Origin of the sequence: Devosia sp. (assembly GCF_025809055.1) — a bacterium.
Classification (GTDB): domain Bacteria; phylum Pseudomonadota; class Alphaproteobacteria; order Rhizobiales; family Devosiaceae; genus Devosia.
Window position 1 is genome coordinate 1433950 of the sequence record NZ_CP075529.1, and the last position, 19436, is coordinate 1453385.

A 19436-nucleotide genomic window follows, 5' to 3' on the forward strand; every position below is an offset into this window, starting at 1 on the left:
GTTGGCCTGCTGCACGCAGGGACATTCTCAGCATCGGAGCCAAGAAATGCGCCTGACCATCGCCACCCTCGCCCTGACCGCCTGCCTGGTTGCAAACCCGGTTCCTGCCATGGCGCAGGATGAGGAAGCGGTCTGGGACAATATCGAAAACATTCACGGCAATGCCGATGGGTTCTTTGAGGTTTTCGGCCTGCTTCAGGACGCGCTGATGTTCGGCGATCCGGTGACATTCGGGCAGTATGGCCTGTTCCCGATGGCGATTTCCGCCAATGGCGAAGTCTATGACGTGCTTGAACCCGAGGACCTGGTCGATAATTTCGACATGCTGGTTTCCGCGGACACACAGCAGGCCATCCTCGAGCAGGATGTCGCCGATCTCATCGTCACCAGCGAGGGTGTCGGCATCGGCAATGGCGCCATGTGGATCACCAATATCTGCCTTGATGATGCCTGCGCCGAAACCCAGTGGGGCATTTTCAGCATCAACAATTAGGGCTTGCTTGCGCGACGCGCCGCCGCCCGTGCCGCCAGCGCCCTCACCGCGCCGGCTGTGGAGCGGTCGATCTCATCGATGCGCGCGGCTGCCCGCTCCAGTTCCGCAATGGACCATTGCCGCTCGAGCCACGGATCGGCGCGGGAAAAATGCTGTTCCAGCACCCTTACCGCCCCGGCAACCATTTCGGGCGGCCCTTCCCTGAGCGGCCAGGCGAGGCAGGATTGGACCAGCTTGCCGTCCACCTCAGGGGCCTGCAACGCCTCGAGCGCCAGGCCCACGAGGGCGACCAGGGCCACGGGCGCGCGGTCCACCTGCCAGCGCTGGGTCAGCGCCACGCGCAGCAAATCGGGCGGCATATCGGGCAATATGGCGCGCAGTTCGGCCAAAGCCACTTCAGGGTCCTGCGTCGAAGTCGCCCTAACCAGCGCATCCACCCCAGCCATGACCTCACCTTGCCGGGCCACGCCCATTTCGGCCATGCGCTGCCGCTCGGCCTGCACCTGGTGCGGGCTCAACGCCTCATCCAGCCAATCGTAGTTGGCACTGGGCCCATGCAACCACACGGCCTGGTCAAGCGCCGTCTGCAATCTGGCATGGTGCTCCGGGCTGTCGAAAAAATAGTCGCCGATGAGATCTGCGGCCTGCACGGCGGAAAAATCCGAAACGCCTGCGTCAGGTGACACGAGCCCCGCGCACAGCCGCTCAACGGCGGCACCGGCATCGAACCCGTCCAGCCCGTGCGGCGCATCGTAAAAATGGTGCAGCACCGCCTTGTCGAACCAGATATGCGCCGAGAGCGCTTCATTGGCGTCATGCTGATCGATCAGGGCATGAACATGTTCGCCAAGCTCCGCAAAGCCCGGCCAGCACTGTTTGGCAAGCTCTCCCACTCTGGTCTTGAGATCGACATCACCCGCGTCTTCCTGCCTCTCGATTGCGAAAAGCAGGCTGTCGAAGGCTTGTTTACGGATTGGCACCGTCACCTCATCCGCAACGCGGCGCAGCCGGTCGGCGACGGCGGGAGCATCGACCTCGACCCGCGCAGCGGCATCGCGCAGGGTCACGGGCAAACCCGATGTCTTGACGGTGGGCGGGATAGTAGCGAAACCGGCTTCGATTCCCGTTGCGATCTGATCAAGCAGCGGCGCCGCGCCATCCTTCAGCGCCCGCCACAGCATCGGGCTCATATTGGTCTTGCCCAGCAAGGCCAGTCCCGCCAGCGCCGCCAAAGCCTGCGGCCGCCTCTGAACTTCCCAGCCATGCAGCATCAGCGCCTGGTAGTCATGCTCGGACCGGTCCGGCGCTTCCGCCCTGAGCCTGTCCAAAGCCTCGCGCGGCCCGACCGTTTCCGGCAGCAGCGACATGGCAGCCATGACGGCATGTTCCGACGCCACCGCCGCCGATAGTTTCGCATTGGCATCCTGCAACCGGGTGAGCAGCATGTCGCCGGTCGCACGCGTCCGCTGGCGCGCTTTTTCCGCTCGCCGCACCCACCACAAGCACCCCAGCGTGAACACCGCCGTTGCGGCAATAACCAGATAAATCCACTGCATGTCGCGTCCATCGCCAGGATCAGACCATATCCTAGCGCGCCCGAATGACCCGGCCACCCCCGGTTCATGGTGCCAGGCACAGCAGGCAAAAAAAGAACGGCCCGCTGGGCCGTTCAGGGAGTGTATCGCGGGATCAGTTAGACCGTGCCGCGTTCCTTGCGGATCGCCAGGACCTTGTCCACGTCCGCCGCAGCGTGCCGCTCGTGCAGATGCTCGTCCTCTGGCCCACCGGCGGCATTGACGCACCGTCCGCGCTTGACGGGTTCGCGCGCATCCACCTGCTTGGCCCAGCGCAACAGGTTCTTGTAACTCGCAACGTCAAGGAACTCGCCGGCATTGTAGGCGCGGCCCAGCACCATGCCGCCATACCAGGGGAAGATGGCCATGTCGGCGATGCTGTAATCGCTGCCAGACACATATTCATGCTCGGCCAGGTGCCGGTCGAGCACATCGAGCTGGCGCTTGGTTTCCATGGCATAGCGATTGATCGGATATTCGAGCTTCACCGGCGCATAGGCATAGAAATGCCCGAATCCACCGCCGACAAAAGGCGCGCTGCCCATCTGCCAGAACAGCCAGTTCATGGTTTCGGCGCGCTTGGCCGGGTCCTTGGACAGGAAGGCATCGAACTTGTCGGCAAGATAGACCAGGATCGAGCCACTCTCGAAGAGCCGGACCGGCTCGGCCGGACCGTAGTCCATCATCGCAGGGATCTTGGAATTGGGATTGATGGCGACGAAGTCTGATCCGAACTGGTCGCCCTTGCCGATATTGACGAGGTAGGCGTCGTATTCGGCATCATGCCCGGCCGCCAGCAGCTCTTCGAGCATGATGGTGACCTTCTGCCCATTGGGGGTCGCCAGCGAATAGAGCTGGAACGGATGGGCGCCGCGCGGCAGTTTTGCATCATGCGTGGCCCCGGCAATCGGGCGATTGGTGCTTGCAAAGGCCCCGCCATTTTCCTTGTCCCAGGTCCACACCTTTGGCGGCACATATTCAGTCATCGGCCATGCTTTCTGTTTGGTTTGGAGGATGGCAATCGATTCATCGCCTTGTGCCGATATAAGCACACTTGTCCCGGGTGGTAACCCCGCTCGCGTAATTCTTGCCAGTGTGTCCTTGCCCGGCTAAGCCTCCGCAATGATCACGCCACCCTTCTCCATCTTCGCAGTCTCCACGCCCGGACTTGAACTGCCCCTGGCCGAGGAGATCCGGGCTGCCGGGTTTGCAGACGCACAGCTCGTGGACGGTGGCGTGGAATTTGCGGGCAATTGGAACGAGGTCTGGCGCGCCAATCTGGTATTGCGCGGCGCCACCCGCATCCTGGTCCGCGTCGCATCCTTCCGTGCCATGCATCTGGCGCAGCTGGACAAGCGGGCGAGCAAGCTCGAATGGGAAAAAATTCTCCGCCGCGACATTGCGCTCCATGTCGAAGCCAGTTGCCGACGCTCCCGCATCTACCATGCCGGCGCCGCCGCCCAGCGCGTCGCCAACGCTATTCGCGACGGCTTGGGCACCGAAATTTCCGAAACGGCGCAACTGCGTATCATGGTCCGGATCGAGGACGATCTCGTGACCATCAGCATCGACACAACCGGCGAGTCGCTGCACAAGCGCGGGTTCAAGGAGGGCGTGGCCAAGGCGCCCATGCGAGAGACCATGGCCGCCATGTTTCTGCGCCAATGCGGGTTCACCGGCACTGAACCGATCCTCGACCCCATGTGCGGATCGGGCACCTTCCCCATTGAGGCCGCCGAAATCGCGGCCGGACTGCTTCCTGGTCGCCAACGGGCCTTCGCCTTCGAACACCTGCCCGGATTTGACCCCGCAGCCTGGAACCGGATGCGCGAAACGGCGCCGCCGAGGCTACCCGCGATCCAGTTCTACGGCTCGGATCGCGACGCCGGGGCCATCCGCATGGCCACCGAGAATGCCGGGCGCGCCGGTGTCTCGACCCTGACGCGGTTCACCCAGGCGAGCATCGAGACCCTCGAGCCGCCCCAGGGCGAACCGGGTCTCGTCATCGTCAACCCGCCCTATGGCACCCGCGTCGGCAGCAAGGGTCCGCTGATCGGTGTCCATCGCACCCTTGGCCAGGTGCTGCGCACCCGCTTTTCCGGATGGCGCGTGGGCGTCGTCACGGCCGACCGGCAACTGGCGGAGGCAACCGGGCTTGCCTTCGAGCCCATGCTGCCCCCGGTTCTGCATGGTGGCATAAGGGTCGCGCTCTATCGCACGGCACCGCTGTGATCCGCGCAATTTGAACCAAATGATAACCATGCTGCCAGCCATGCGCTGGCTGCATGCAACCAGGCGGCCGGTTCTGTCTTCACTCCCTTGCGTATTGCGTTCCGAGGGGAAGACAATGACCATCAAACCGCGAATTCTTGTCGTCGAGGACCAGGCCCTGCTGCTGCTCGACCTCGTCGATCAGCTCAACGAACTGGGTTTTGATGCCGTGCCGGCCAGTTCGGCGCGCAGCGCGGCGCATCTGCTCAATGCCCGTTTCGACGCCCTCGTGACCGATATCGAACTGGGTGATGGCCCCAACGGGCTGACGCTGGCGCGCCTGGCCCATGGCCGCAACCCGGCCATGCCCATCGTGGTGGTCTCCGGCGGCGTCACCCCCCGCGCCCGCGACCTGCCGCATGGGGCCCGCTTCGTGCCGAAACCCTATCGCATCGAACATATTCTCTCGGCGCTGGAGCAACAGACGGTCGCCCACGCTGCCTGATCACTTTCCGGTTGATTGGGGAACACCACCGCCCCCTGGACGTTTCTCCCTCACACGCACCAAGTCGAGGAGAGAAAAAATGGATTGGAACCGCATCGAAGGCAGCTGGAAGCAGCTTGCGGGCAAGGCCAAGGAACAGTGGGGCAAGCTCACTGACGATGACATTGCCCAGATCAACGGCAATCGCGAACAGCTCGAAGGCAAGATCCAGGAGCGCTACGGCAAGGCCAAGGACGAGGTCCGCAAGGAAATCGATGACTGGTCCGGCCGTCTGCACTAAAAGCTGACTGCCTCGAAAAAGGCCCGGCACGTCCGGGCCTTTTTCGTGTCCGGCGCTCCCCGCTCACGAACTTTGCCTTGTTGCGTGAAATGCGGGATAGTGCGCTCAGATAAAGCCGAGACCCCGATTTGCCCCGCGACAGCCGCCTTTCGCGCATGTTGCACCTGCTGATCCACATGGACCGGCACGTGCATCGCGCCACCTCCGAGACCCTGGCAAAAATGCTCGACACCAACCCGGTCGTCGTCCGCCGCATGATGGCGGGCCTGCGCGATCTGGGCCTGGTCACCTCGGAAAAGGGCCATGGCGGCGGCTGGGAACTGGCGCGGCCCCTCGATGCCATCACCCTGTGGGACGTCTATGAAGCCGTCGGCAGCCCGGCCCTGTTCAATATCGGCCCCAATGCCGATCAGCCGGACTGCCTCGTCGAACAATCGGTCGATGCCCGCCTTGGCAATGCGCTGACCGAAGCCGAGGCACTTTTGCGCGCCCGCTTCCAGTCCGTCCGCCTCTCCGATATTGCCGCCGATTTCGAGACCCGTTTTGCCGATCTCAAGGCCCGGGGACAGATCGGCTCCCATGTCCGATGGGACCCCAACCCCCATGGATCGGCCGATGAGCAGGAGCCAAAACCATGAACAGCAGCCACCGCATCTATGCCATGAGCGTCGCCAGCGTTTACGTCCACTATGTCACCAAGGTCGAGCGGAAGGGGCGCAACACCGATGAGCTCAACGAGGTCATCCGCTGGCTGACCGGCTATAGCCAGGCCGAACTCGAGGGCCACCTCGCGGACAAGACCACGTTCGAGGCCTTCTTCGCCCAGGCCCCTGCCCTCAACCCCAATCGCCCGCTCATCAAGGGCGTCATCTGCGGCGTGCGCATCGAGGAGATCGAAGACCCGCTGATGCGCGAAATCCGCTACATGGACAAACTCGTCGATGAACTTGCCAAGGGCCGGCCGATGGAGAAAATCCTGCGCGCGTAACAGGACACGGCCCGCATCATGCAAGGTATCGAACTTTCCCGCCGCTTCTATGCTGATTTGGTCCGTCCCTGGCTGGCCGGGGCTGCTCCCGGCTTGCGCCATGCCGCGGCGCTCACGGGCTATGGCTCGGAACTGCTCGGCTTCGATGATGCCATGTCGCGTGACCACAATTGGGGCCCGCGCGTGCATCTTGTCGTCTCCGAGGCCGATTTCAAAACCCATGCCAGGCGGCTCATCGAAGATTTCGGCCGCAACCTGCCGGAGACATTTGCAGGCGAACCCATGGGCTGGCGTGCCCGGCCGCATCCGCCGGCCGACGACCCCGGCGCGCTCGGCGCCAGCCAACACGGGCTCGAAATCCACACGCTGGCCAGTAAACTCAAGGGCGCCCTCGCGATTGCGACCCCCCAAGGCCTGACCGCGATCGACTGGCTCGGCTTGCCCGAACAACGCCTCCTCGCCTTCACCGCCGGCGCCGTGTTCCACGATGACGACGGGCACTTGTCCGCCGCCCGCGCCGAGCTGGCCTATTTCCCGGACCATGTCTGGCTCTACAAGATCGCCTGCCAGTGGCGCCGCATTGCAGAGCAGCAGGCCTTTGTCGGCCGTACCGGCATTGTCGGCGATGACCTCGGCTCGCGCGTCATCGCGGCGCGTCTGGCTCACGACGTCATGCACATGGCCTTCCTGCTGGCCCGCCGCTATGCGCCCTATGCCAAGTGGCTCGGCAGCGCCTTCAAGAGCCTGCCACTGGCACAGGACCTCGCGCCACATCTCGATGCCGCCCTCGCCGCGCCCGGCTGGCAGCAGCGCGGCGAAGCCCTGGCCGCCGCCTATCTGGTTCTGGCGCAAGACCAGTTGCAGCAGCGCATAGGCGATCCGTTCGAGCCGGTCATCGGCCCCTATCACGACCGCCCCTTCGCCACGATCAATACAGACGACATCGTGGCGGCCACCATGTCGGCAATTGCCGACAACGAGATGAAAAACTGGCCGGTCATCGGCAGCATCGATCAGGTCAGCGACCTGACCCCGCTTCTGGAAGACCCTGCCGCCTGTCACGATGTGACCGCCGCGATTCTGTCATGACCCTGGCCAGAGGCTTCCCCGGCCAGCGCCCGGGCCGTTCCGGTCAAGACCCGTCCGCCCGGGCGCGCAAACCGGGGCATCCTCCCCGTCATTTCTCTTTTGCCCAATCCCAGGAATTTTCGATGAGCGTAGCCTTTACCAAGGAAGACAGCGCCGAGACGGCAGCGGAAACCATGCTGCCCGAAAAGCCCATTCCCGAAGGGCCCAACCTTGTCACCGCAGAGGGCCTTGCAAGGCTCGAACAGCAACTGGCCGAGGCCAAATCCGCCTATGAAACCGCGCTGGCCATCGAAGACATCAACGAGCGCCGCCGCCAGGCCGCCAATCCCCACCGCGACCTGCGCTACCTCACCGAGCGCCTGCGCACCGCCCAGGTCATGCCGCCGCCCGACACCACCACCACGGTCGCCTTCGGCTCCCGCATCACCATTGAACGCGACGACGGCCGGACGCAGACCTACACGATCGTCGGCGAAGACGAAGCCGACCCCAAAACGGGAACGCTGTCCTTCGCCTCACCCCTGGCGCGAGCGCTGATGGGCAAGGCGGTGGGCGATGTGGCGATGGTGGGAGAGGCAGAGGTGGAGATTGTAGGGATTGGGTGAGGGGCCACGCGGCTTCCCCCAACCACCGCGCGTCACCCTCGGGCTTGACCCGAGGGGACTGCACTTGGCAATGCCAGCGCACGCACCAACACCGACAATTGAGCCTCACCAGCGCGTGCAGGACTGCGCCCGCATTCGCCATCTGAAGGACAGAGCCCTCGGGTCAAGGCCGAGGGTGACGGCCGGTGTGTAGGACGACATAAGAGACAGGACGAATGCCCCCTCTTTACCTCCCCCTAGAATGGGGGAGGTAGCGACGCTAGGCCCGACGGGCCGTAGCAAAGCTAGGTGGGGGTTCTTTACCGCCAATTGCGCTCTCTCCAATAATCTCCAACACTGTCGGAAACTTGCACGGGTGCCACATGAGCTCACTTTACGATGACGCGGGCCTGTACGACTTGGTAGCGCCACCCGACGCTGCCATGGAGCGCTACTACGTCGACAATGCCGGAGGCCCCGGCCGTCGTGTTCTTGAGCTCGCCTGCGGCACAGGCCGCTTCACAGTACGGTTGGCGGCCAGCGGCGCCGATGTCACTGGCGCCGACCTTTCAGCAACCATGCTCGCCGGGGCCCGCCAACGGCTCACCGAACAAGGCCTCCGCGCCGACCTGATCGAGTTGGACATGCGTGGCTTCGATCTTGGCGTGCAATTTGACGCCGTTGTAGTTGCCGCCAATTCCTTGATGCACCTGCATACGCAGGACGATTTCACCCGGGCCATGTCGTCGATACGCCGCCACCTCGCACCCGGCGGCGTGTTTGCCTTTGATGTCTTTGTCCCAAGCGCGCGGCTCCTAGGTCGTCCGCCTGATCAGCGCCACCCCCTCGGCACCTTTGCCCGCGAAGGCCTAGGCCCTGTCGTCGTCGAGGAAACGGTCTCCTACGACCCCATCACCCAGATCAGCCGCGCCGATTGGTACTGGTCCACCAACACCCAAAGAGACTTTCGCCACACACGCCTCGACCTCCGCCAAATCTACCCCCAGGAACTGCCCATGTTGCTTGGCTTGGGCGGCCTCAAACTCGCACAGCGTTACGGAGACTTCGCACTCGGGACACTGACGCCCCAAAGCTTCCGGCAAGTCTGCCTCGCGGTTCTCGATTGAACCGCACCCCCTTCCCTTTCCGCTCCTCTTCCGCTACACCGCCCGCTTAACCACCATGTTCGGTCTTTTCCCCTGCGCTGCTGTGCTCAACGGCCACGCGGGTTTCGCGCGGACGGGTGTGTTCGGGCGATTCTCTCCCTCGCCCGCTAGTGTCCGACTGTGAGCGAGCGAGCCCAAAAAATGCCAAAGCGTACCGACATCAAATCGATCCTCATCATCGGTGCGGGTCCGATCATCATCGGGCAGGCCTGCGAGTTCGACTATTCCGGCACCCAGGCGTGCAAGGCGCTCAAGGAAGAGGGCTACCGGATCATCCTGGTGAATTCGAACCCGGCGACGATCATGACCGATCCGGACCTGGCCGATGCCACCTATATGGAGCCGATCACCCCCGAAGTGGTCGCCAAGATCATCGAGAAGGAGCGCCCCGACGCGCTGCTGCCCACCATGGGCGGCCAGACGGCGCTCAACTGCGCGCTCTCGCTGCGCAAGATGGGCGTGCTCGACAAATTCAATGTCGAGATGATCGGCGCCACCGCCGAGGCCATCGACAAGGCCGAGGATCGCGAGCTGTTCCGCGATGCCATGAAGAAGATCGGGCTCGAAACCCCGCGCTCCATGCTCGCCCACAACACCATCGAAGCCCTGCAGGCGCTCGAGGTCATCGGCCTGCCGGCCATCATCCGCCCCAGCTTCACGCTCGGCGGCACCGGCGGCGGCATTGCCTATAATCGCGAGGAATATCTGGCCATCTGCGAAAGCGGCATAGACGCCTCGCCCACCAATGAAGTGCTGGTCGAGGAAAGCGTGCTCGGCTGGAAGGAATACGAGATGGAGGTTGTCCGCGATAAGAAGGACAACTGCATCATCATCTGCTCCATCGAGAACATCGACCCGATGGGCGTCCATACCGGCGACTCGATCACCGTCGCCCCCGCCCTGACGCTGACCGACAAGGAATACCAGATCATGCGCGACGCCTCGCTGGCGGTGCTGCGCGAGATCGGTGTTGAAACCGGCGGCTCCAATGTGCAGTTCGGCATCAATCCCGAAGATGGCCGCATGGTTGTCATCGAGATGAACCCGCGCGTATCGCGCTCCTCGGCGCTGGCCTCGAAAGCCACCGGCTTCCCCATTGCCAAGGTCGCAGCGCGCCTGGCTGTCGGCTACACGCTCGATGAACTCGAGAACGACATCACCGGCGGCGCCACCCCGGCCAGCTTCGAGCCGACCATCGACTATGTCGTCACCAAGATTCCGCGCTTTGCCTTCGAAAAGTTCCCGGGCTCCGATCCGCGCCTCACCACCTCGATGAAATCGGTGGGTGAAGCCATGGCCATCGGCCGCACCTTCCAGGAATCGCTGCAAAAGGCCCTGCGCAGCCTCGAAACCGGCCTCACCGGCCTCAACGAGGTCGGCATTCCGGGCCTCGGCGAAGGCGAGGACGCGGCCGCCATCAAGCAGGCTCTCGGCACCCCGACGCCCCAGCGCCTGCTGCATGTCGCCGAAGCCATGCGCCTCGATGTCTCCAACGAGGACATCTACGAAGCCTGCAAGATCGACCCCTGGTTCCTCGAACAGATGCGCGGCATCGTCGACATGGAACAGAAGGTGCGCGAATTCGGCCTGCCGCAGGATGCGGCCAGCCTGCGCATGCTCAAATCCATGGGCTTTTCCGATGCGCGCCTGGCGCAGCTGGCCAATCTGAAAGTGTCCGACGTGCGCAAGCTGCGGCACAGCCTCGAAGTCCGGCCCGCCTACAAGCGTATCGACACTTCGGCCGCCGAATTCGCCTCGCCGACGGCCTATATGTATTCGACCTATGAAACGCCCTTCGCCGGCAAGGTCGATGACGAGGCCCGCCCCTCCGATCGCAAGAAGGTCGTCATCCTCGGCGGCGGCCCGAACCGGATCGGCCAGGGCATCGAGTTCGACTATTGCTGCTGCCATGCCGCCTTCGCGCTGGCCGATGCGGGCTACGAGACCATCATGGTCAACTGCAACCCCGAAACCGTCTCGACCGATTACGACACCTCCGACCGCCTCTATTTCGAGCCGCTGACCGAGGAAGACGTCATCGAAATCCTGCTCACCGAAAAGCAGAACGGCACGCTGCACGGCGTCATCGTCCAGTTCGGCGGCCAGACCCCGCTGAACCTGGCCGAAGCCGTGCAGAAGGCCGGCGTGCCGATCCTGGGCACCCAGCCGGACGCCATTGACCTGGCCGAAGACCGCGACCTGTTCATGAAGCTGCTCAACCGGCTCGAGCTGACCCAGCCCAAGAACGGCATTGCCTACTCGCTGGAGCAGTCTCGCCTAGTCGCCGAGCGTCTGGGCTATCCCCTGGTCATCCGCCCCTCCTACGTGCTGGGCGGCCGCGCCATGGCCATCGTCCATTCGGCCAAGGAATTCGAAAGCTATGTGCAGGACACCCTGACCGGCCTGGTTCCACCTGATATTCTCCAGCGCTACCCGAACGACAAGACCGGTCAGATCAATTCGGTCCTGTCCGACAATCCGCTGCTGTTCGATGCCTATCTCTCCGGCGCCACCGAAATCGACGTCGATTGTCTCTGCGACGGCGAGGATGTCTTCGTCGCCGGCATCATGGAGCATATCGAGGAGGCCGGCATCCACTCGGGCGACTCTGCCTGCTCGCTGCCCCCGCGCACCCTGCCCGCCGAGGTCATCGCCGAACTCAAGCGCCAGACCCGCGAACTCGCCTTTGCGCTCAAGGTCGGTGGCCTGATGAACGTGCAGTTCGCCTATAAGGACGACACGATCTATCTCATCGAGGTCAATCCGCGCGCCAGCCGCACCGTGCCCTTCGTCGCCAAGGTCATCGGCGAGCCGATTGCCAAGATCGCCAGCCGCGTCATGGCCGGTGAAAAGCTGTCGAGCTTCGGGCTCACCGAAAAGCCCCTCAAGCATATCGCCATCAAGGAAGCGGTCTTCCCGTTCAACCGCTTCCCCGGCGTCGATACGGTCCTGGGGCCGGAGATGAAATCGACCGGCGAGGTCATCGGGCTGGACACCAATTTCGCCATCGCCTTCGCCAAGTCGCAGATGGGTGCCGGACAGAAGGTGCCGACCGCCGGCAAGGCCTTCGTCTCGGTGCGCGATGCCGACAAGGAATACATCGTCGACATGGCCCGCCACCTGGTCGAAGCCGGCTTCGAGATTTTGGCCACCGGAGGCACGCAACGCTATCTAAGTGATAACAATGTGCCAGCGACAAAGATCAATAAGGTACTCGAAGGTCGCCCACATATCGTCGATTCAATGAAGAATGGCGGCGTGCAGCTGGTCATCAACACCACCGATGGTCTCAAGTCGATCAGCGACAGCCGCGACATCCGCCGCACCGCGCTTCTGGCAAAAATCCCTTATTATACAACCATCGACGGCGCCCTGGCGGCAGTCGAAGGGATTGTGGCCCTGCGCAATGGCAGCCTCGGCGTCCGCGCCCTGCAGGAATACTTCGCCGCATGACCGGGCGCGCGCCGGATGCCGATATTCTGGCGCGCGCCTCTCGCATTCTGGGCTGGCAGCCGACACAATGGTCGGCAGTTTCCGGCGGCTACACGCCTGCCGCCCGCTATCGCGCCGGTGACGGCACCCGCTCCGTTTTCGTCAAGCACGCAACAACGCCGCTGACCGCGCGCATGCTGCATAACGAGATCAAGGTTTACGACCAGCTGAGCGCGCCTTTCATGCCACGACTCTATGGCGTGGACGACGACCCCGACCGTCCGATGCTCATCATCGAGGATCTGAGCGGCGCCACCTGGCCGCCGCCCTGGACCGATGACAGGTTGGATGCGGTTCTTGAAACCATCGGTGTCATGCACGCGACCCCCAGCACGCTGGAAAAGGGCGGCCTCCTGCACGGTCGCGATGCAGGTTGGCCGGTCGTTGCCGCAGACCCCGAGCCATTCTTGTCGCTGGGCATGATCTCCGCCACCTGGCTCGAACGCGCGTTGCCGCACCTGATTGCTGCGGAAGCCGCCTGCACGCTCGAGGGCGACGCGCTGACCCATCTCGATTTACGCAGCGACAACCTGTGCCTGACCACCGATGGCGTGAAGATCATCGACTGGGCCGAGGCCTGCCGTTCCGATGCCCAGGTCGATCTTGGCTTCTTCCTTCCCAGCCTCGCCTTTGAGGGTGGGCCGCTACCCGACACGATTCTGCCGGACGCCCCTGCTGTTGCCGCCACCGTTTCCGGCTTCTTCGCCGCGCGGGCCGGCCTGCCCGATATTGCCGACGCCCCCTACGTGCGCCGCGTGCAGCGTCAGCAACTTGCAACCGCCTTGCCCTGGGTTGTGCGCGCCCTCGACCTGCAGGCGCCCTAATCTGGCCTTGCCACGCCTTTGGCTTGGCGCTACCCACCGCGCAACATGAAGTCAGCAGACAGACGCAGCGCATAGCGAGACCACTGCCTGCCTCAAGTTGCTTTTTCTCATCCACCAATCAGGCGGCCATGCTAGGTTCGCCTGGTCATGTGGAGAGAGCCGATGCGTCTGCTTCCGTTTCTGGTCTTCCTGGCAACAGCAACTGCGGCTGCCGCCCAGGACCCTGGCATAAATCTCCACCAGGCAGCGCTCGACGCCATGCCCATGGAGGACGCGCTTCCGCTGATCGAGGCCGCCTACGGTCCGCTCCGCGAGCAACACCCCCATCCCTCCTTCGTCAGCGATGCCGTGACTGTCCTGGCCACGGACCAGGGTCCACCATTGTCGGTCTTCATGTTCTGCGACGGCAAGTTCGCCAGTTTTTCAGCTGTGATGTCCCCATCGGCAGCCGCAGAAATTCTCGCGCCTTTGACCCGGAGCGGCGAACCGGCGCCCGATATCTATCCAAACGATAGCGGTGTCTCTCTGACGTTCCGACAGGCCGATCTGCTCGCCGTCTATTCCGGTGTCGGCACAAAGCAAAGTTACGTGAGTATCAACTACCCGCACGAACTCCTGTTGACCATGGACTTTGCTGGCCACTGCGAGGAACTGACAGGCGAATAGTCCTTCGCTGGACTCTGCCCCCGCAACACGCTACCCACCGCGCACCATGAAGTCCGCAGACATACGCAGCGCATAGCGCCTCTGCCCGCAAGACAAGCGGGAGGATGCGCCCTCTGACCGGTCCCGCGCCGGCGCGTGATGCTGCCTGCCCTCCGGTTCTCAAACAATCTGCACCGATTTGCGCCGCCCCATCCGGCCGCGCCTTCATGGATCAATCATGACCAATTATTTCGACAGCCCGTTCCTGGGCATTCCCCTCGACCGCCAGGTCACCAACCCCAATATCTCGGTTGGTCGCTACAGCTATTATTCGGGCTACTATCATGGGCACAGCTTCGATGACTGCGCCCGCTTCCTGATGACCGATCCCGGTGTGGATCGGCTGGTGATCGGCAGTTTCTGTTCCATCGGTTCGGGCGCGGCCTTTATCATGGCCGGCAATCAGGGCCACCGCAACGACTGGATCTCGACCTTTCCGTTCGCCTTCTATCCCAACGCACCCGAATTCGCCGGGGCCAGCAACGCTTACCGGCCTGCGGGCGACACGGTGATCGGCAATGATGTTTGGATTGGCAGTGAAGCCATCGTCATGCCCGGCGTAACCGTTGGCGATGGTGCTGTCATCGGCACCCGTGCCCTCGTCACCAAAGATGTCGAGCCCTATGCCATCGTCGGCGGCAATCCGGCCAAGTTGATCCGCAAGCGTTTCCCCGATGAAGACATCGCCATATTGATGGAGATGAAATGGTGGGATTGGCCCGTTGAACGCCTCAGCGCCGCCATGCCGCTCCTGACTTCGGCCGACATCGCCGGTCTCCACGCCTTCTGGCGCAAGGCCTGAACAACATGGAGGCGGCAATAGCCGCCTCCACTTTCGCTCATATTCCGTTCAGAATGGCTCCGCTACGAGGGATGACATCTTTCAAGGGGGACTCAATGATCCGCATTGCCACAACCGCTGCGCTCTTGCTCGGCACAAGCATCACCGTGCAGGCCCAAACCCTGGACGAGGAAATCGCCGGTTTCATCCATGCCCCCGGCTTTGTTGCTGCTGATATCGAGGCGCTGGAAACGCGCCTCGCGGATCAGTGGCTCGATCTGTCGGTCATGACGCCGGGCGGTACGGTCGGCCCCATCGAAAAGGCCATGATCATCGCCGACACGTTCATCGAAAGCGGACGCACCCGGACGGCCATCTCCTATGGTGAAATCATCGGCGAGGATGGCACGCCGGTCAGCTTCATCGAACTGCGCCATTTCAACCTTGGCCCTGCCATCCACGCCGAAACCGTTGCCGCCTATGGCGCTGAAAACACGGCTGATGTCGAAGAATTCGGACGCGGTGATCACATCGCCTGGCGCATGGTCTTCCAGCCGGTGATGAACAATTCGGCCATGCTGGTCGACGCGAGCAGCCGGGTACTGTCGGACAAGGATGCGAGAAAATCCGATTGCACAGGCCGGCCATGCCTGGACCTAGCTGCCAGTTTCGATGACGAACCCTGGGAGGACATGGAGGGGCGCCTGCCCTCCTGGCCCGAGCTTTACTCCACCCAGTCCGATGAAACGACGACCCCGGCTCATGCCATCGCGCAATTGGCGGTTCTCGGGTTCTGGGCCAATGCCGAAAGCGGGGCCTATCAGTGGACAGGTGGCGAGCATCCCGAAGCCGCGCGAGGCACCACGCCCTACCGCTTCATCGGCATCGACCGCAATCTGGGCCAGGAGGCAGCTATCGATACTGTCTGGCGTGAAACGCTGGTCAATGATGACTCGATTACCGCCATTGCCTTCCGCCGCGCCGAAATCGCAGGCGAAGCCTATCTGATGCGCTCCAGCCGGGAAGACTAGGCCGGGCTCGAAACCCGGAGGCGCGGCGGACCCAGCGCTACGACCCTGAGTCCCTCGGAACGGAGCAGGACCAGTGCCAGGGCCATGGATCGGCACAACATGGCCCCGGCGCTCGCCAAGGCAGCGCCGACAATGCCGTATGCCGGCACCAGAAGCAGGCACAGCACGATCGTGACTGCCAGGACGCCCAGAGCGACAGCGACACCAAGCGCCTGGCGACCGAGCACGATCAGGGCTTCGCCCGCCTGCCCGACCAGCGCCCGAAGGATCATGCTGACTCCCAGAATGACCATTGCGCCATAGCCGGCCAAAAACCCCTCACCGAAGACACCGAGCAGGAACGGCCCGGCCAGCAGCGCGATGCCAACCGCAGCCAATGTCGCCCAGACCGTCATGCGCGTATTTTCGAGAATGCTGTCCTGCAGCGCCGACCGAGACTTTCCGGCAAGGTCAAGAGCGAAGCGTCGGCCGGCCACAAGCGTCATGGCGTAGGCCACGAAGCCCGCAAGTGCCAGGCTGCGGGCGGCGGCAAAGTAGATGCCGACCTCGGCCGGGTCAGCCAAAAGGCTGAGCATCAGCACGTCTCCATAGCCCGTCAGGTCTTCAAGGCCCGACAGGACAAGGAGCGGCAGCGATGCCATGAGCCAGAGGCGGCGCTGGCTGCGCACGGCAGTCGCCCCGCGCGGCGCCAGCCGGGCGATACGCCGCGACAGGATCAGTGCCAGCCCGGCGGTCACCAGAGCCATCGCCCCGATGAGCACGCCGCCCACCACCGGCAGGGTCAGCGGCACACCAAGTCCGGCGAGCCCGGCGCAGCCGGCCGCGATCAGCAGCGGGCGCACGATATAGACCGGTACCGCCGCCAGCCGGAACCAGCCAAAACTGCGGGCAACGCCTTCCAGGTAATATTCCATGGCCAGAAACGGCAGGCCCAGGGCGATGAGAATGATGGTCAGCCCGGCACCTTCCTCCGCACCAAGGCCCAGGCCAAGAGCCAGGGCGCAGACCATCATGGCGAGGCTGGCCCAGAGCACGACCTGCAGCCCGAAGCGCCAATAACTGCGCAAGGCGGGCAACCGCCCGCGCAGGTGATAACGCGGCAGGAAACGGATGCTGGATTCGGCAAAACCCAGGGCGGCAAAGCTGCCCAAAGCCAGCATCCAGGTCCAGAGGGTAACGAAACCGCCATAAGCTTCGCCGGGCATGAGACGCGCAAGCAGAACCTGCAGGCCAAAGACCAGCCCTGCGCTCAAAACCCTGATGATGAGCGCCATTGCAGCGTCGATCATCGCGGCAACTCAGACATAGAGCAGCAGGCAGGCTGCGGGCCTCAGGAACATGGTCGCCCGATCGACAAAGGCAGGCCAGCGATCATGCAGGCGCTTGATTGCCGGACGCAGCCGCGGCAGCCAGGCGGACACATAGAACCGCCCGCGCCAGGACAGTGGCTCGGCCCGGCCGGAAACAGCGATCTCCGAATTGGTCCAGCTCGACTTGTATTCCGCCGGATTGATGAGCAGGTCGTACGTCTGCACGCCATTGTCGATGAGCCAGCCGACCGTCATGTCCATCTGCACCTTGCCGGGTGACAGGTCTTTGAGATCCCAGTCGAAGCCGCCGATATAGGCGTAATAGTGCCCGCGACGCAGCAGACCAAGCTCCAGCGCCACCACCTTGTCCCCAGCCCGCAACACCGACAGGCACGCACCCGACGCAGCTCCCGGGTCGCCCGAGAGGCCTGCGAGGAAATCGGCATAACCAGACATGGAAAAACCCACGCTGAACCGTCCGGTTTCGTGCAGCCAGCGCTGCTTCATTTCGGTGCATTGATACACGAGGGTGTCGAAGTCGGCGTGGCCGGGCCAGATCACCTCGAACGTAAGATCGCCGAGGCGCGCCAGATGATTGCGCCGCCGGTTACGATTGCGCCGCTGCAGTTTCCCCAACTGGGCCGTGTAGGCTTCACTCGAGGCAAAGCCGGAAAGATCGAGGACCGATGCCACATTGTCCGATCCGGCAATCACCGGCTTGTCGCTGAGCAATTTGTCCAGAGCCGAGCCTTTCGGCACAGCGCGCGAGATGGTCACGTCGCAATTGGAGGCGCGGCCGGCCTGGCGGAGCGCCTTGACGATACCGGCCTCTGAAGCACCGTCCCGGCGCATCAGGATGCCGCAATACTGGCTATGTGGGGCACCCAGCGTTTCGAGCCGCCGTATCCCCGCCATGTCGACAATCATGCGTGGCCACAGGGCGACAAGCCGCCCGCCGCGCCATACGGTAATCACGTAGGGCTGGTGGGTATCGCCAAACTGAGACACCCAGTTGCGGCACCAGTCATAGCTCTGGAAGTAATTCAGCGGATCCGGGCATGCCGTTTCGAGGGCGCGCCATTCATCGGCGATCGCCTCGATTTCGTCCAGCGTGCCGAGCACGCGGCTGGTCATGCCCTCTGCACGCCGCACCACTGCCTTCTCCCCTTATGCTGAGGACAGACTAGCGGGCAGAGTTGAAGACGAGGTTGCCCCGGCCGGTAAACAAGACCTTTCGGTTAGACCGTAAAGCACTGTCGGAATTAGAACGTTTTCAGGAAAAGTGGACACCACTTTTCTGGTTCGAAAACGTGGCAAAACAAAAACCTAGAGCACTCGTTCCGTTCTTTCAGAACGTGTGCTCTAGGCGAAAAAGCGATCCACCAGTTCGATAGCCTGCGCCACGTCGTCATCGCCAATATTGAGATGGGTCACCCAGCGTTGCTGGCCATAGCGACCGGTAATGGCAACGCCGTTTTCGGCAAGATGCGCCCCCAGGGCCTCCCCGACATCGGGCCGGGCATCGACCCAGATGATGTTGGTGTCCGGTATCACGACCTTCAGCGCCTCATGGCGCGAGAGGCCATCAGCCAGCACACGCGCCCGCCGATGATCCTCAGCCAGCCGCTCGATATTGTGGTCGAGCGCATGAAGGCCCGCTGCCGCCAGGATGCCGGATTGGCGCATCCCGCCGCCCAGCATCTTCCGATTGCGCCGCGCTGTATCGATGAGATCCTGCCGCCCGACCAGCACAGACCCCACCGGCGCGCCGAGCCCTTTGGAGAGACAAATCGACACCGTGTCGAAGGGGGCAGCGAATTGAGCGATGCTCCACCCGCCGGCCACGCAGGCGTTAAAGGCCCGGGCGCCATCAAGATGCATACCGAGCTTATGCTCGGCGGCAAGACCGGACACGGCACTCATGTAGTCAAGCGGCAAGACCTTGCCACCAAAGGTGTTTTCGAGGGCGATAACGCGCGTCGTGGCGAAATGGCTGTCCCCCGATTTAATGGCCGCCCTGATGTCAGCCAGGGCCAGCGTACCATCGGGCTGGTGGGCGATGGGCTGCGGCTGGATCGAGCCGAGCACGGCCGCGCCACCCGCCTCATACTTGTAGCAATGTGCGTTCTGCCCGGCGATGAACTCATCGCCGCGGCCGCAATGGCTCATCAGGGCCAGCAGGTTTGACTGCGTGCCCGTCGGCACGAACAGGGCCGCGTCCTTGCCCAGCATGCCGGCCATACGCTGTTCGAGCCGGTTGACGCTCGGATCGTCACCGAACACATCGTCGCCCACCTCGGCCGCGGCCATGGCGGCGCGCATGCCCGCGCTCGGCCGCGTGACCGTGTCGGATCGGAAATCGTGGCGGATGGCGTTCATGGCAAACTCCTCTGGGCTGCCCTA

At 63.3% G+C, this 19436-nt stretch carries 19 protein-coding genes; 14 read left to right on the plus strand and 5 right to left on the minus strand.

Translation table 11 applies throughout. The annotated features are described in order from the left end of the window. Positions 1–46 precede the first annotated feature (46 nt). Positions 47–493, plus strand: a complete 447-nt coding sequence (locus KIT02_RS07020) for a hypothetical protein (protein WP_297584088.1) — start codon at positions 47–49, stop codon at positions 491–493. On the opposite strand, the gene KIT02_RS07025 is transcribed toward KIT02_RS07020, so the two are convergent. Both KIT02_RS07025 and yghU read right to left on the minus strand, forming a co-directional pair. Next, entirely contained in the window at positions 490–2049 is a 1560-nt protein-coding gene (locus KIT02_RS07025; protein ID WP_297584090.1) for a hypothetical protein, read from the minus strand. The two genes, KIT02_RS07020 and KIT02_RS07025, sit on opposite strands and share 4 nt — an antisense overlap. A 137-nt stretch (positions 2050–2186) precedes the next feature. Continuing rightward, on the minus strand, positions 2187–3053 hold the full coding sequence (gene yghU / locus KIT02_RS07030) for a glutathione-dependent disulfide-bond oxidoreductase (RefSeq protein WP_297584092.1): 867 nt from the start codon (positions 3051–3053) through the stop codon (positions 2187–2189). Between the two features lie 136 nt (positions 3054–3189). On the opposite strand from yghU, the gene KIT02_RS07035 reads away from it, so the two are divergent. The 13 genes from KIT02_RS07035 to KIT02_RS07095 all read left to right on the plus strand — a co-directional run bounded on the left by KIT02_RS07035 (position 3190) and on the right by KIT02_RS07095 (position 15723). Then, on the plus strand, positions 3190–4299 hold the full coding sequence (locus tag KIT02_RS07035; RefSeq protein ID WP_297584095.1) for a class I SAM-dependent RNA methyltransferase: 1110 nt from the start codon (positions 3190–3192) through the stop codon (positions 4297–4299). 115 nt (positions 4300–4414) lie between these two features. Continuing rightward, a complete protein-coding gene (locus KIT02_RS07040) occupies positions 4415–4783 on the plus strand; it encodes a response regulator (protein ID WP_297584098.1) in 369 nt (122 codons plus the stop codon). A 79-nt stretch (positions 4784–4862) separates the two neighbouring features. Further along, complete coding sequence (locus tag KIT02_RS07045; RefSeq protein ID WP_297584100.1) at positions 4863–5063, plus strand: CsbD family protein; 201 nt, start codon at positions 4863–4865, stop codon at positions 5061–5063. A gap of 128 nt (positions 5064–5191) precedes the next feature. After that, complete coding sequence (locus KIT02_RS07050; protein WP_297584103.1) at positions 5192–5701, plus strand: Rrf2 family transcriptional regulator; 510 nt, start codon at positions 5192–5194, stop codon at positions 5699–5701. Further along, positions 5698–6051 (plus strand): DUF2200 domain-containing protein, encoded by a 354-nt coding sequence (locus KIT02_RS07055; protein WP_297584105.1) that lies wholly within the window; start codon positions 5698–5700, stop codon positions 6049–6051. The genes KIT02_RS07050 and KIT02_RS07055 overlap by 4 nt, the downstream gene beginning before the upstream one ends. Before the next feature lie 18 nt (positions 6052–6069). Further along, complete coding sequence (locus tag KIT02_RS07060) at positions 6070–7140, plus strand: DUF4037 domain-containing protein (protein ID WP_297584107.1); 1071 nt, start codon at positions 6070–6072, stop codon at positions 7138–7140. 122 nt (positions 7141–7262) lie between these two features. Continuing rightward, a complete protein-coding gene (greA, locus tag KIT02_RS07065) occupies positions 7263–7745 on the plus strand; it encodes a transcription elongation factor GreA (protein WP_297584109.1) in 483 nt (160 codons plus the stop codon). A gap of 362 nt (positions 7746–8107) precedes the next feature. Beyond that, the gene (locus KIT02_RS07070) at positions 8108–8851 is read left to right on the plus strand and encodes a class I SAM-dependent methyltransferase (protein WP_297584111.1); all 744 of its coding nucleotides are present in this window, start codon (positions 8108–8110) and stop codon (positions 8849–8851) included. A gap of 180 nt (positions 8852–9031) precedes the next feature. Further along, complete coding sequence (gene carB, locus KIT02_RS07075; protein WP_297584113.1) at positions 9032–12343, plus strand: carbamoyl-phosphate synthase large subunit; 3312 nt, start codon at positions 9032–9034, stop codon at positions 12341–12343. Beyond that, on the plus strand, positions 12340–13206 hold the full coding sequence (locus KIT02_RS07080; protein WP_297584115.1) for an aminoglycoside phosphotransferase family protein: 867 nt from the start codon (positions 12340–12342) through the stop codon (positions 13204–13206). The genes carB and KIT02_RS07080 overlap by 4 nt, the downstream gene beginning before the upstream one ends. 162 nt (positions 13207–13368) lie before the next feature. Further along, the gene (locus tag KIT02_RS07085; RefSeq protein WP_297584117.1) at positions 13369–13872 is read left to right on the plus strand and encodes a hypothetical protein; all 504 of its coding nucleotides are present in this window, start codon (positions 13369–13371) and stop codon (positions 13870–13872) included. Positions 13873–14089: 217 nt separating this feature from the next. After that, positions 14090–14713, plus strand: coding sequence for a type B chloramphenicol O-acetyltransferase (gene catB, locus KIT02_RS07090; RefSeq protein WP_297584119.1), 624 nt, complete (start codon positions 14090–14092; stop codon positions 14711–14713). Positions 14714–14808: 95 nt separating this feature from the next. Continuing rightward, a complete protein-coding gene (locus KIT02_RS07095) occupies positions 14809–15723 on the plus strand; it encodes a hypothetical protein (protein WP_297584121.1) in 915 nt (304 codons plus the stop codon). Here the strand turns inward: KIT02_RS07095 and KIT02_RS07100 are convergent. The 3 genes from KIT02_RS07100 to ltaE all read right to left on the minus strand — a co-directional run bounded on the left by KIT02_RS07100 (position 15720) and on the right by ltaE (position 19412). Continuing rightward, positions 15720–17012 (minus strand): oligosaccharide flippase family protein, encoded by a 1293-nt coding sequence (locus KIT02_RS07100; protein WP_297584123.1) that lies wholly within the window; start codon positions 17010–17012, stop codon positions 15720–15722. The genes KIT02_RS07095 and KIT02_RS07100 overlap by 4 nt on opposite strands. 9 nt (positions 17013–17021) lie before the next feature. After that, on the minus strand, positions 17022–18188 hold the full coding sequence (locus KIT02_RS07105; protein WP_297584125.1) for a GNAT family N-acetyltransferase: 1167 nt from the start codon (positions 18186–18188) through the stop codon (positions 17022–17024). 207 nt (positions 18189–18395) lie between these two features. After that, complete coding sequence (gene ltaE, locus KIT02_RS07110; RefSeq protein WP_297584127.1) at positions 18396–19412, minus strand: low-specificity L-threonine aldolase; 1017 nt, start codon at positions 19410–19412, stop codon at positions 18396–18398. Positions 19413–19436 lie beyond the last annotated feature (24 nt).